General features: G+C 67.0%; 13 protein-coding genes and 1 pseudogene. 3 read left to right on the top strand and 11 right to left on the bottom strand.

Annotated features, from left to right (window positions below; all coding sequences use genetic code 11):
* Positions 1-103 precede the first annotated feature (103 nt).
* From ABD830_RS53070 to ABD830_RS53055, 4 genes are all read right to left on the bottom strand, one after another.
* Positions 104-1,090, bottom strand: a complete 987-nt coding sequence (locus tag ABD830_RS53070; protein WP_345003258.1) for a recombinase family protein — start codon at positions 1,088-1,090, stop codon at positions 104-106.
* A gap of 458 nt (positions 1,091-1,548) precedes the next feature.
* Positions 1,549-1,788 carry a helix-turn-helix domain-containing protein gene (locus ABD830_RS53065; RefSeq protein WP_345003257.1) on the bottom strand — a complete coding sequence of 80 codons (240 nt, stop codon included), beginning with the start codon at positions 1,786-1,788 and terminating at the stop codon, positions 1,549-1,551.
* Positions 1,789-1,886: 98 nt separating this feature from the next.
* Positions 1,887-2,186, bottom strand: coding sequence for an ArsR/SmtB family transcription factor (locus ABD830_RS53060; RefSeq protein WP_345003256.1), 300 nt, complete (start codon positions 2,184-2,186; stop codon positions 1,887-1,889).
* Positions 2,128-2,874 (bottom strand): transcriptional regulator, encoded by a 747-nt coding sequence (locus tag ABD830_RS53055; protein ID WP_345003255.1) that lies wholly within the window; start codon positions 2,872-2,874, stop codon positions 2,128-2,130. Before ABD830_RS53055 ends, ABD830_RS53060 begins: the two co-directional genes overlap by 59 nt.
* A 55-nt stretch (positions 2,875-2,929) precedes the next feature.
* Between ABD830_RS53055 and speB the strand changes: the two genes are divergently transcribed.
* The gene (speB, locus tag ABD830_RS53050) at positions 2,930-4,018 is read left to right on the top strand and encodes an agmatinase (protein ID WP_345003254.1); all 1,089 of its coding nucleotides are present in this window, start codon (positions 2,930-2,932) and stop codon (positions 4,016-4,018) included.
* Between the two features lie 149 nt (positions 4,019-4,167).
* Here the strand turns inward: speB and ABD830_RS53045 are convergent.
* Positions 4,168-4,332, bottom strand: a pseudogene (locus ABD830_RS53045) (Tn3 family transposase); the annotation flags it as partial.
* Between the two features lie 103 nt (positions 4,333-4,435).
* Between ABD830_RS53045 and ABD830_RS53040 the strand changes: the two are divergent.
* A complete protein-coding gene (locus tag ABD830_RS53040) occupies positions 4,436-4,987 on the top strand; it encodes a S1 RNA-binding domain-containing protein (RefSeq protein ID WP_345003253.1) in 552 nt (183 codons plus the stop codon).
* 69 nt (positions 4,988-5,056) lie between these two features.
* On the opposite strand, the gene ABD830_RS53035 is transcribed toward ABD830_RS53040, so the two are convergent.
* From ABD830_RS53035 to ABD830_RS53025, 3 genes are read right to left on the bottom strand one after another with little or no spacing between them, the layout of a single operon-like run.
* A complete protein-coding gene (locus ABD830_RS53035; protein WP_345003251.1) occupies positions 5,057-5,482 on the bottom strand; it encodes a DUF6262 family protein in 426 nt (141 codons plus the stop codon).
* Entirely contained in the window at positions 5,472-7,640 is a 2,169-nt protein-coding gene (locus tag ABD830_RS53030) for a tyrosine-type recombinase/integrase (protein WP_345003474.1), read from the bottom strand. The genes ABD830_RS53035 and ABD830_RS53030 overlap by 11 nt, the downstream gene beginning before the upstream one ends.
* A complete protein-coding gene (locus tag ABD830_RS53025; RefSeq protein ID WP_345003250.1) occupies positions 7,640-8,863 on the bottom strand; it encodes a tyrosine-type recombinase/integrase in 1,224 nt (407 codons plus the stop codon). Before ABD830_RS53025 ends, ABD830_RS53030 begins: the two co-directional genes overlap by 1 nt.
* A gap of 109 nt (positions 8,864-8,972) precedes the next feature.
* On the opposite strand from ABD830_RS53025, the gene ABD830_RS53020 reads away from it, so the two are divergent.
* A complete protein-coding gene (locus ABD830_RS53020; protein ID WP_345003249.1) occupies positions 8,973-10,511 on the top strand; it encodes a hypothetical protein in 1,539 nt (512 codons plus the stop codon).
* Between the two features lie 237 nt (positions 10,512-10,748).
* Here ABD830_RS53020 and ABD830_RS53015 read toward each other — a convergent pair whose 3' ends face one another.
* From ABD830_RS53015 to ABD830_RS53005, 3 genes are read right to left on the bottom strand one after another with little or no spacing between them, the layout of a single operon-like run.
* Positions 10,749-11,933 (bottom strand): cytochrome P450, encoded by a 1,185-nt coding sequence (locus ABD830_RS53015; RefSeq protein WP_345003248.1) that lies wholly within the window; start codon positions 11,931-11,933, stop codon positions 10,749-10,751.
* Between the two features lie 34 nt (positions 11,934-11,967).
* Positions 11,968-12,366, bottom strand: a complete 399-nt coding sequence (locus ABD830_RS53010; protein ID WP_345003247.1) for a hypothetical protein — start codon at positions 12,364-12,366, stop codon at positions 11,968-11,970.
* Positions 12,363-13,106, bottom strand: a complete 744-nt coding sequence (locus tag ABD830_RS53005) for an SDR family oxidoreductase (RefSeq protein ID WP_345003246.1) — start codon at positions 13,104-13,106, stop codon at positions 12,363-12,365. The genes ABD830_RS53010 and ABD830_RS53005 overlap by 4 nt, the downstream gene beginning before the upstream one ends.
* Positions 13,107-13,121 lie beyond the last annotated feature (15 nt).

The raw sequence follows: 13,121 nt of genomic DNA, 5'->3' as shown, positions 1-13,121 counted from the left end.
CCCAGGAGGCCGCCGTCTACCAGGCGATGGCCAAGGTCACGAGATCCTGCTGGACCCAAACCACCTACACATACCTGGGTGCGCGCGACGTCGCCATCGCCGACTACACATCCCGGGGGATGTCGTCGGCGTCCTGGAGGCTGGCGAAGTCGGCGTGCGCCTGGGCGACGGCCTCGGGGTAGGCCTCGTGCTTCTCGTGCTCGGCGAGCGCTCGGTAGATGCTCGCGACGCTGGGGGCCAGGCCCTTGCGTTTGCCGGTGGGGATGATCAGGTCGGGCTGGATCTGCTCGACCGATTCCCCGTTCGCCCGGCGGCGGAGCACGGTGTGCAGCATGTCGTCGGTGATGACGGGCGGCCGGCCGCCATGCTTGCCCTTGCGGGCCGCCGCGTCGAGTCCTTCGAGGGTCGACTCGCGGACGTTCTCCCGTTCGGTCTCGGCCATCGCCGCGAAGAACGCGAACAGCAGGCGGCCGGGCCCGCTGGGGTCGTACATCCCGGGCAGGGGCCCGGCGAGCATCTCCAGGACCAGGCCGTGCGCGGTGAGGTGATCGGCCAGGGCGGTGAGTTCGGCTGCATCGCGGCCCAGGCGCTTCATCTCGTAGACGGTGAAGATGACCCGGCAGTGCGGGGCGTGGGCCTTGATCTGGCGGGCCAGCGCGAGCGCGGCCTCGAACTGTGGCCGGACGCGCACCCGGGTGCTGATCTTCTCGGAGAAGATCTTCTCGCGGCCGATGCCGTGCGCCGATAGCGCGTCCAGTTGCGATTGCAGCTCCTGGGTGAGCGAGCTGCACCGTGCGTACCCGATGCGGATGTCGGCGGTCGGAGCGTCCGGTGCGAGGGCGAGCGGAGGCGGGGTTCCGGGGCGCCACGGTTGGCCGGGTCCGCGGTCGGCGGGGGTCGGCACACGCAGGAGCTTGGCGAGCCGACCCACCTTGGTGAAGCGGCCGGTGTGGTAGGTGCCGGCGACCGCGCCGGAGCGCGCGCGGCACGGCGAGCCGGGCTCGGCCGTGCAGCGCGGGCAGGGGTGCCGCTCGACCTCGTCGGCATCGCGGTCGGCATCGCTGGGGGATGTCTCTTGAGGGGCCGTCATGCCCATGGATACTGTCACAAACGTTTCTCAGAAGTGCCCGAACCCATCTTTGCGTGAGAACGAGTTCTGCGAACCGAACCGGGGCTTCGCGATCTCCGCGCAGCTCTTTTTGATCTTGCTCTGGGAATGGATTTCGTTTACGAGAAATCCGGGTTGCTATTCCCGGCAGGGGGAGATGACCCTGCCTGCCAGGCCTCGCTGTAGTCCTGGGGAAATTTCCAACGGATTTGCCTGACCTGCGACGATGTGCGGCTCTGTGACTGCGGTATCGGTTCGCCTACGGTGTGATCATGAGCGACGACAAGCCGGAGTTTGGGTACGGCGCGGGCGGTCGGCCGCTGTGGACCGTGCGGGATCGGGACGTTGAGGATTTCATGGGGTCCCGGTAGTAACGGCCGCGGAAACAACGGATACCGCTGACCAGCAGGGGTGTGTGCTCTGGGCTGTGGTCAGCCTTCCTAACTGACTTGTTCGCGGCTGGTGCTCTCGCGGTGTTTGCGCAGTTCCCGATACAGCGTGGAGCGGCTTACCCCGAGTTCGGCGGCGACCTGTTCGGGGATCGCGCCCTCCTTGATCCGCTGGGCGGCTCCGGCGCGGGTGGTCGCGTTGAGTTTCGCCGGCCGCCCGGTCGGCAGTCCGCGGGCCTGCTTGGCGGCGCGGGCACCGGCGGCGCGCTCCAGCATGTAGATCCGTTCCATTTGCGCGAACATCGCCAGTCGGGGACGGGCTTACGACACAGCGGTCACGCTGGTCGGCGCCATCCCGCATTCGGCAATGGGGGCATTGAGGAGAGGGGTTATGCGACCGGAACCCGGTGGGCCAGTTGGTCGCCGAGAGAGCTACGGCGGTACAGGACCTGTCGTCCTTGGCGCGCCCGGGTGACCAGGCCCGTGGCGTACAGCACGCGAAGGTGCTGGGACACGGCGCTCGGGGTGACGCCGATGCGGCGGGCGATCTCGGTCGTCGCCAGTGGTTCCTGGAGGATGCGAAGCAGTGTGGCTCTGGGCGCGCCGAGCAGGGAGGCGAGAGCCGTTGCGTCAGGGGGCGATGTCGGGGCCCAGAGCGTCGCTACTGCACGGCTGGGGTATGCCAGCACCGGTGGATCGTCCGGGTGGATGGGGGGGCGCCGGCTTGTGTGCGAAGACGGACGGTATCAGCAGTAGCCCTCGACCGGCGGCCGTGATGCGGTGCTCGCCGGTCACCTCGTCGATGTGCAGCACTCCGTCATGCCAGCGCAGGTTTGGGTGCATGTCGCTGAAGAGCAGGCGCGCGCCTCCTTTGGCCAGTTGCCGCGCGCGGTAGGTCATGTCGGCTTCCAGCGTGAGCCGTATCTGCGGCCACATCGGTTTGATGGCGCGTTCCCAGTAGCGGCCCAGAACTTCGCAGAGGGTGGCCGTGAGCCTGACGACCTTCGCGTCGGTGGCAGTGGCGTCGCGAAGAGCTTCGGGGAGCGGTCCTGGCGCGTGTGGGGCCAGCAGGTCGCGTCGGACCAGATCGAGGGAGGTTTGGCGGGCGATGGCCAGTTCGTCGTCGAAGGCCGGGGCGAAGCGTTCTGGTCGTGGGGTCAGGAAGTCGGGAAGGAGGTGGCGCCTGCCGACCAGGGACGTCAGCAGTTCCGTGTCGAGCGTGCCGAGCCTGGGGAGTACGGACCTGTGCCACGGCAGATGCAGGGCGGACAGACCCGGATCACGTAGCACCCGCAGGCTGAGCACGGTCTCCTGCAAGGGCGAGACGGCAAACCGGGTGTCGGCGAGGTCCTCGACACCGAGCACGAAGCTGATCATTAAGCCGTAGGCTACATCTTTTGCCCCGTACGCGGCGCTGCCGTGGACTTGACCAATGACACACGAAACCCAAGAGCAACACATTGCGATGGCCCACGGGCAACCGATCGTCACGGGCGCGGCACGTGGCGTCGATGTCGTGACAGTCGGTGATCGACCCGCTCTTCCCCCTGGCATGCGGGCCCAACTCAATGCGGGCTCATTGATGGGCGTGCCGACGTTCGGCCTGCGGCCCCACCTGACCGAACCGGAGGAACTCGACGCGTGGAAGCCTGATGTCGCTGTGATCGGCGCGCCATGGGACGACAACACGACCAACCGCCCTGGCGCTCGTTTCGGTCCCCGGGCGCTGCGCGCCAACGCCTACGATGCGGGCAGCTACCACCTCGATCTGCAGGTCGAGATCTTCGACCACCTTCACGTCGTCGACTACGGTGACGCGATTGTCTCACCTGGCATGTGGGATCTTTCGCGTGATGCCATCTACCGTCGGGTATCGGATGTGGTGAGCCGCGGCATCATCCCCGTAGTGATTGGGGGTGACCACTCGGTGACGTGGCCGAGCGGGATGGCGGTCGGCGCGCATCACGGCCACGGCCGCATCGGGATGATCCACTTTGACGCGCACGCTGACACGGCTGACATTCTGCGCGGCAACCTCGCCAGTCACGGAACTCCGATGAGGCGGCTGATCGAGTCCGGAGCGATCGCCGGAAGAGACTTTGTACAGGTGGGGCTTCGGGGTTACTGGCCACCGGCCGATGTACAGGAGTGGATGCGCGAGCAGGGTATGCGCCATCACACGATGCAGGAGATCTGGGAGCGCGGCATCAAGGAGGTGATGGACGATGTCATCGCCGAAGCGATCGACGGCACGGATGGTGTCTACGTCTCGATTGACATCGACGTGCTGGACCCGGGGTTCGCCCCGGGGACGGGGACGCCCGAGCCTGGTGGTCTCGCGCCGGTCGACCTGCTCAGAGCCGTTCGTCGGATCGCTGTGGAGACCAACGTGGTCGCGCTCGACGTCACCGAGGTCTGTCCTCCGTACGACCACGCCGACCTGACGGTCAACAACGCCCATCGGCTGATCTGGGAGACACTCGCCGGCCTGGCCTACAAGCGTGCCCGACGAACTGAGTAACCCCATGAGCGACGGCATCCTGTCGATCGTTCCTCCAGCAGACCGACCTGGAATTCTGCTGTTGACGCCGGCAGAAAGAGGCGGCGGGACCTGTTGTCTGCGGCGCGCGGGGGGCCACAGTGCCTACGACTGGCGCGGGCGGCGCGCCCTCAGCGGCCGATACCCGGTCGGGTCGAGCTTGGCCAGCTCGGTGTCGACCTCGATTTGATGGTGCCGAAGAAGTTCACGTTCTCGCTGTGGGCCGGGGAGATGTGCGCGAGGACCTCGTCGTCGATCGCCCGGCCTTCGGCGCGCATCTGCGCGATGGCCAGGCCGTAGTACTCGGTAGTTCATGTCGTATCCGGCGTTGCGATCATGAAGATGACTGCCATTGCAGGTTGATCGCTTGCGGTCGCGTCCGCATGAGAACGTGGAGGCATGCACCAGCCTGCTCTCAGCAACTCGGAGAAGACCTTCCTGGGCACGTTGCGCCAGGGTCAGCGCATCGAAGGAAAGGTGATCGAGATCGCTGACTTCGGCGTCACCTTTGTTGATATCGGCGGATTCACCGCGATGATCAACATTCCTGAGCTGTCGTGGCGTTACCTCAATCACCCCGGTGACGTCGTTTCCGTCGGACAGCAGGTCACCGCCGAGATTCTTGACGTGGATATCGAACGCGGGCGGGTGGCGCTGTCACTGAAGGCGCTGCAGGATGATCCGTTGACTGAGCTTGAGCGGCAGATCGGCTCGCTTGTCAGTGGACCGGTCACCAAGATCGTGCCGTTCGGGGTCTTCGTTCGCGTCGAGGACAGAGACGACGGCTTCGAGGGTCTCGTGCAGAACACAGAGCTCGCGGGCAACCAGGTGGAGGTGGGCGACATCCTTATGGTGAGGATCAGTCTCGTCGATGTTCCCCGGCGGCGGATCGGCCTGACGCTTGCGCAGACTCCAGCTGGTCTCAGTGATGCCGACGACGACCCTGCGTGACTTTGCGCGATCGATGCTGACTGCTGTTCGGATGTCTGGTCACCGAGTGGAAGCAGCCGGCCCGGGTCGTTATTTGCCGGGAGCGGAGCCTGTTTCTCGCAGCCCCAGACGTCTGCGCAGTTCAAGGTTCTCACCGTGTGCGGCTTCCAAGGCTCGTTTGAGTGCGGAGACTTCGTCGCGGTGACGGCGCTTGAGGTCGGTGAGTTGGGCGGTGAGGGTGCGGACCACGCTGCTGGGCTGGTCAGGGTCGACTTGCTGAGATCGGATTGCGGGAGGCGTCCCTCGCTGTTGGTCTCGGAGTTGCTCAACGCGCTGGCGGATCTCGGCGTTGCGATAGAGGAAGTCGAGAGAGACTCCTGCGGCCTGAGCCAGGCCGCGGAAGGTGATCGAGTCACCTCGGCGGATCATGTCACGCAGCCCTTGCTCGGCGCACTGGATGGCGCCGGCCTTCTTGGCCGCGGCGGCTCTGCGCAGGTTGTCGGGGTTACCGCGCATTGTCACGGGTCTCCTCTGCTTTGGCGGCGCGGGCGTCGGTGCGCGCCGAGACACCGGCGCCGCGAACGGCCTGGGTGGTGCTGTCGGCGAGGCGAGGCTGCTCGAGCTTGACGATGATCCGTCCGAGGGCGTCGTGTTCTTGGAGCCGTCCGGCGAGCCAGATGTTGTCGGCGCCCATCGGTTGGCCGGTGCGGGCCTGGAAGGCCTGCTGCCGCTCGGTGATGAGCTGTTCGGTGCGGTGCCGCTGGTTGTGGAGCTCGGGCAAGAAGGTGGCGTCACTGGTGAACTTTTCGCAGGTCAAGCAGGCGTTGCCCTTCTCACAGACCTGGCGGGGAGGCAACAGGCACCAGCCATTGGGCAGGATCCGGTCGGTGCGCTTGTCCAGTTCCAGCATGTCGTAGAGGTCACGTGGGTCGGTCTGCAGGTCGCGGCCGTCGGCGGTGACCTTGCGGTAGCGCAGGAACTCGGCCTCGTGCGTGGCGGCGAGGGTTTCGGCGTACTCCATGGTCATGGTTGGAGACAGGTGGCCCATGTAGCGCTGCACGACGTGCAGCGGGACTCCGGCGTTGAGCAGGCTGGTGGCCTTGGTGTGGCGGAAGCGGTGGGTTCGGTTGAAGTCGACCAGTCGCCCGGCGCTGTCGCGGATGTCGAGTCGTTGGGCGAAGTCGACGACTTTCTGGTGGATGGCCTCGACGGTGTAGGGCTTGTCGGCGTGTCGGTTCATCTTGTGTGCGAGAAACAGGTACTTCGGCCTCGTGCCGGGCGCCCAGCGGGGCGCCAGGTGGATGTCGGCCCACTGCTGCTGTTCGCGGATGATCGCCACGATCTCGGCGTCAACGAGCATGGTGTCCGGGGCCTGCTCGATCTTCGTCTGCTGGTAGCGGAGCTTAGCGACGAACGCTCCGTCGGCGGCGTCCTGTTCGCTGGGTGGGGAGAGCTGGTCGAGCGGGAACAGCGGGTCGCGGTCGAGCATGCGGATCTCACTGATCCGGCGGCCGGTTCGGGCCACCAACATCATGATTCGCATGATCTGCTCGTCGTCGAATCCACCGTCGTCCTCAGCTGCGCCGAGTAGGTGAAGGTTCGTCATGATCTGGGAGAAGGCGGTGTCGTCGATGACCTCCCGGCGTTCTGGCCGGACCTTGGCCCGGCCTTTCTCCCCGTGCCGCCACAAAATGGCATGGTAGGGGCCGAGTGCGAGCCAGCCTGGTTCGTCCAGGACCCGGGCGGCGGTCTCGCGGTGGTCGGTCATGAACGCGTAGAACTTCTCAATATCGGTGAGGATGTCGTTCACCCGCAGTGGGGACAGCGGCTTGCCGAGGTTCGCGCCGGTGCTGGCGGTCTGAGCGCGGACGTGGGCGAGGTAGTCCAGCATGAACGCTCTGACCGCAGCCGGATCGTCGCGCAGGCAGGGCGGTGGAGCGGCCTGCTGCGCGGTGATCCAGTCGCCGAAGACCTGCAACCCCGATCGGCGAGTGCGGATCGTGCTCCATGTCAGGTCACCGGTCTCCAGCGAGATCTTGAAATACCACTGGGTGGCGCGGCGGAACCAGAGCGGCTGGAGTTGCTGGAAGTAGATGCTGTAGTCGCCCTGCGGTTCGTGCTCGCGCCGCGGGATCTGCGGGTCGAGCCCAGGGTCCCAGACCTCGCGCTGCCACCAGGGCCGCTGATCGTAGGCGGTCCAGAGCATCTGGTAGCACCGTCGCAGCAGCCTGGCGGTGTTGAGCAGCCAGTGCTTGCCGGGCAGACGTCCCTTGTGGCGCGCCCAGGTCGCGGCGAGCGTTTGTTCCCACTCCCGCGGTGTCGCCGTCATCAACGACCCGCGCAGCTCCGGATGATCCTTAACCGTAGCGGCCAGCCAGCGAATCAGCGAGCTGAGCGCCCCGACCGGGACGCGGCCGCCGAGTTCGACGATGCGCCAGCAGCACCAGGCCATCTCTCGGTCCATCGGCTCGGACAGTTGCCCGAACCACAGCCGGAAATTCTGATGGCGGCCGCTGATGGAAAACCCCGCCGCCTCCTCGTGTCCCAGGTCGACCGAGGCCAGCTCGATCGTGCGGAATCGGGCGGGAATCGCCGCCCACAACACCTCCAGGACCTCGCTGTGGAAACAGCCAGAGGTGTCTCGCATGTTCTCCAGCAGCAGTTTGGATCCCATCAGCACGGCCCGATCTGAGTGTCGTCAGCCGTTGCCGCGCGCCAGCCGGCGGTGAGTCTGGTCCAGTCGGCGACGGCCCGCAGCTCGGCATCGTCGGTGACGTGTGCGTAGGTGTTTAGCGTGGTCTGGACGTCGGCATGTCCGAGCCGACGGCTGACCACGTGCACCGGCACCCCCGAAAGCAGCAGCGCCGTCGCGTGGGTGTGCCGGAACCAGTGCGGCGTCCACCCGTCGGGGACCTGCCCCGCCAGCTCACGGCGCAGCCGGTCCACCAGGTCGTAGACGCTGTCAGGTTTCCAGGGGGCAAAGCGCGGCTCGCGCTCCAGGTTCACGAACACGCAGGTGCTGTCGAAGTCGTCGGTGACCAGGTCGGCGCCGGCCTCGCAGAGCTGCCACACGTACTCGCCATAAAGCCGGTCGAGGTCGTCGGAGATGAACAACCGCCGGTAGCCGCTCTTGGCCCGCACCTGGTGCGCATGCTCGCGCGGGACGACCTCGAGAAACGGGGTGTCGCCGCAGCCGGTGTGCCAGTCCCGGTGCTGCAGCCCCAGCGCCTCGCCCAGCCGCAGCCCGGTTTCTGCAAGCAGACACCACAGCAGCCGGTTGCGGACCGAGCCGCGCCATTCCCGGACGTCATCGTCCCAGCTCGCGGACACCTCACAGATCCGCTCGATCTGCCCGGGGGTCAACGTCGGCGGCACCGAGCGACGCCGCCGGACCCGGATCACCGTCCGGCGACGGCCGGATCGCCGCGCGATGTGCTCCAGCAGAGGTTTGTAGGCGGTCCCGCCTCCGTGCACAACCCGGTGCAGGTCGGCGCCGACGCTGACCCCGTTGAGCAGGTGATAGCCGTAGAAGGAGACCACGGCCCGCAGCCGGACCTCGATCGTGGACTCGGCAAACCGGGACGGGCGCGGCTCGATCGACGCGACATGCGGGCCGTTCCTGGTCCGAAGCCAGGTCAAGAAGGCGCCGAAGTCCTGTAGCGCCACCTGCGTCCAGCCAAGCTCGAACTGCCCGAGATAGTCCCACCACAGGGCCAGCGCCCGCGCGTAGGACTTCACGGTGTTCGGCGAGCACCGCTGAGTCCGCAGGTACTCCAGGTACTCCTCTGCGGGCCCGACCGGCAGATGATCGCTGCCCAGCACCGTCCACGTCCGCTCCCCACTCGGCAGCGCCACACGCTGTGCCCGGCAGAGACCAGCGACTGTTCCCGTCGTCACCTTGCGTAGCGTAGAGACGTCAGATAGTCCGTACGTGAGGAACGGCGAGACCTCCTGAAAAGCCACTTACGCTGCGTTACAGACGGCTTCTTCCCGCCCCAGATAACAGGTGACTACCGAGTTGGTCAGCAAGGTCAGGCACCACGCCTGCTCGGTCTGCGCGGCCAGGTGGCGGTGCCGGATCGCCCCCTCATGCGCGTACTGGAACAGGTCCGCATCAGTGCAGGTCAGGCAAATCCGTTGGAAATTTCCCCAGGACTACAGCGAGGCCTACGTGTGCCGGACCTGCGAGGAAAAGGCGCTGCTGACCCGCGGGACCTGCCCTGGCTGCCGAGTCGATCGGGCGTTACCCGGCCGCACCACCGATGGAGCGTCGATCTGCGGGGACTGCGCGGGGATCACCCGCAGCTACCTCTGCGACCGGTGCGGCTACGAAGGGCCGCTACACACCGGGCGGCTCTGCACCCGATGCACCCTGTCCGACCTGGTCCACGGCTTCTTCGACGACGGCACCGGCCGGATCAACCCAGCGTTGAGCACGCTTGCGGACAAACTGATCGCCTCGCCCAACCCCAAGTCCACCTGGATGTGGTTGCGCCGTCCCCACGTCCACAACCTCATCAGCGACCTGGCCACCGGAGCCCTCCCGCTTACCCACGAAGCCCTTCACGAGCTTCCGAACTGGCGGACCGTCGCCCACCTGCGCGACCTTCTCATGGCCGCCGGAGCCCTGCCCGTGATCGACAAGCTGCTACTCCACCACCAGACCTGGCTGACCCACCGCCTCAACGAACTCCACGACGATCCCCATCAGCGCCTTCTCCGCACCTTCGCGACCTGGCACCAACTCCCGCAGCTCCGCGCCAAGGCCGCCGTCAAGCCACTGACCTCAGGATCTCGAAGAGCCGCCGGCGAGCAGTTTCAAGCGGCGCGCATCTTTCTGACCTGGCTCGATACAACTGGACGGTCTTTAACCTGCTGCGAGCAGGCCGATCTCGACGCCTGGCACGCCGCTCACGGTCCTCGCCAATCCCACACACTGCGGACGTTTCTACGCTGGGCCATGGACACAGGGCACATACCAAAGCTGCGGTTGCCCGTCCTGGAGAACTCGAAGGCCACTCCCATGTCCCAACAGCACAGACTCCGGTTGATCCGCCGAGCGGTCACCCACGACGAGCTCCCTCTGACCACCCGAGTCGCAGCCTGCCTCGTGCTCCTCTACGCCCAGCCCGTCACCCGCCTCGTCAGGCTCACCGTCGACGACCTCATCCAGGACCAGGACGAACTCCTCCTTAAGCTCGGAGACCCGCCCACTCCCGTGCCCGAACCCTTCGCCAACCTGCTTCGAGAACTGGCCGACGACCGGCCCCACCTCAACACCGCGACCAACCCCGACGCGCGCTGGCTGTTCCCCGGCCGGCGAGCCGACCAGCCCGCCCATGCCGGCACCATCCGCGAGCACCTCCGACTCGCCGGCTTCGCCGCCGGAACGGCCAGAGTCTCCGCGCTCCGCCAGCTCGTCCTGCAAGCCCCCGCACCAGTGATCGCCAACTCCCTGGGCTTCCACCACAAGACCACCACCCGGATCGCCGCAGACGCCGGAGGATCCTGGACTCACTACGCCCCCAGCGACCACGCCCAGTGATCAACTGAACGAGCAACCCAACGAATACCGATCACTCGATCAACGACTCCTGCCAGTCTCAACCCCGGTGTCCCCCGGCCCATGGTCCGGAGCTGTTCGTAGACGGCGAAGGCAGCGGCGCGAGCAGCCGGTCGGCGTCGTCCACATCCGCGACGCCTACCTGGCCCGCAAGTGTCCAACCACCACGACCGCAGCCGACCTCGCCTACCGTCCTGGTCGATGATGATTTTCATGTGATCACCAGGTCACCGGGAGGGAGAGCACGCCGTTGACGGGTGCCAGCTCGCGGTAGCGCAGCTCCTCATGCGGCACGGCGAGCCGTAGCGTGGGAAAGCGGCGCAGGAGGGCCGGCAGGGCGACGCGGAGCTCCATGCGTGCCAGCTGCTGGCCGAGGCATTGGTGGATGCCATGCCCGAAGGCGACGTGCGCGCTGGGGCGGCGGGTGACGTCGAAGGTGTCGGGCTCGGCCATCAGCGCCGGGTCACGGTTGGCCGAGGGCAGGGAGACCGCCACCCGCTCGCCCTCGTGGATCACCTGGCCGGCGAGGGTGAACTCCTCAGTCGCGGTACGGATGGCGCCGTTGTTGACGATCGACAGGTAGCGCAGCATCTCCTCGATCGCGCCGTTGACCACCTCGGGCTCCTCCCGCACCAGCGCGAGCTGGTCGGGGTGACGCAGCAGGAGCAGGGTGCCAAGGCCGAGCATGTTGGCCGTGGTCTCGTGCCCGGCGATCAGCAGGAGATTGCCGATGCCGATCAGGTCGTCGTCGCTGAGCTCGCCGCCGTGCTCCCGGACCAGCATGCCGAGGATGTCCGCGCCGGGATTCTCGCGATGGGCGGCCACCAGGCCGCCCATGTAGGTGTGCATCTCAATGGCGTTGGCGAACTGCTCCTCCATTGTCAGACTGAGGTCGAGCATGGTGTCGCTGTGCCGTTGGAAGTCCGCGCGGTCCTCATACGGGACGCCGAGCAGCTCGCAGATCACCAGTGACGGCAGCGGCAGCGCGAAGGCGGTCATCAGGTCCACCGGCCCCCCGGCCTTTTCCATCCGATCCAGGGCTTTGTCGACGAGCTCGACGAAGCGGGGGCGGAACGCATTGATCCGCCGGACGGTGAACTCGCCGGTCAACAGCCGCCTGACGCGGGTGTGGTCAGGCGGGTCCATGGCCACCAGGAAGCCGGCCTGCTCACCGATCAACTTCCTCAGCTTGGCATCCGGGCGGCTGCTCAGGTGCGAGCAGGCCAGCGCTTCGCGGGCGGCGCCGTACCCGGTGACCAGCCGGACGTCCACCACGTCGCCGGTCGGCAGGAGCGCCTGGGAGGCCGAGACGGGATCGGTTTCACGTCGCCGGGCCATCTCCGGGTCGGGGCTGAACGGGCAGGCCGCGTCCCTGCGGATCGGCAACGGAACGTTTTCGGGCATAGCAAAGACGCCTTTCTGCGGAAATTTCGAGGAATTACGCCTTTTCGAGCCGGCTGGTGAGCGGAAGCAGCACCAGCGGGATCACGACGGCTGCCGTGAGTGCGGTCAGCAACGGCACGCGCTCGCCGGGTGTGAGATGGTGCAGCAGCTGGATGTGGATCGCCAGGTGCGGCGCGGCAAACACCAGGTACACGGCAAGCGCCGTACGGGCCATGCTCCGCCGTACGATGAAGACGCTCACGCCCAGCACCACCGACGTGGCCAGGCTCATCGCGCCGTAGTCCATCATCAGATGCGCGTTGTACGGCATGCGCATCCCCACCCAGGGGATGTCGAAGAACGAGCGGGGGAACAACAGCGCCCAGCCCCCCACGGCGAACTGCGCCACGGCCAGGAAGGCCAGGCCCGCGCGCAGCCAGGTGTGGGCACTCATGCGGCGAGGAACTGGTCGAAGGTGATCCGTCCGTCGGCGTGCTCAGGGGTCAGATGTCCCCCTTCGCGGTAGCCGCGGATGCCGACCCCGGGCATTGGCACCGACACCACCGGCCGGCGGCTGGAGCGCGAGCGAGCGTACGCGCGGGCCAGATCGGCGGCGGGGCGCACCTCGGGCCCGCCCATGTCTGGCACCCGGCCGGCTGGCGGCGCACCGGCCAGCGCGGCCAGGCGGGCGGCCACCTCGCCGGCGTCGACGGGCTGGAAGCTGACCCCGCTGGGCATCACGATCACCGGAAGCCACCGCTGGCTCGTGCACATCCAGACGATGAGCTCGTGGAACTGGGTCGTACGCTGGATCGTCCACGGCAGGCCGGAGCGCTCCACGAGCTGCTCACAGGCCAACTTCGCCCGATAGTAAGACACGTCCACCCGGCCGACGCCGACGATGGACACGTACATCAGATGCGGGCGCCCGGCTCGCACCGCCACCTGGATGAGGTTGCGCGTGCCATCGATGTCCGCACGGCCGTTCCCGGTCGCGCAGTGGACAATCACACCGACGCCGTTGACCGCCTCCTCCAGGCCCTCACCAGTGAGCAGGTCACCGCGGCACGTCTGCTCGTGCGATGGCGGCTTGCGGCTCAGCACGCGGACGGCATGACCGGCCGACAAAAGCTGTGGAACGAGCGCGCGGCCGAGCCGGCCGGTACCGCCCGTCACCAGGATCTGGTTCGTCACGGGTAGAAACCCCCA

Origin of the sequence: Nonomuraea helvata (assembly GCF_039535785.1) — a bacterium.
In the GTDB taxonomy this organism is placed as follows: Bacteria; Actinomycetota; Actinomycetes; order Streptosporangiales; family Streptosporangiaceae; genus Nonomuraea; species Nonomuraea helvata.
The sequence above is the reverse complement of the archived record's forward strand: the minus strand, read 5'-3'. Positions and strand labels throughout refer to the sequence as shown.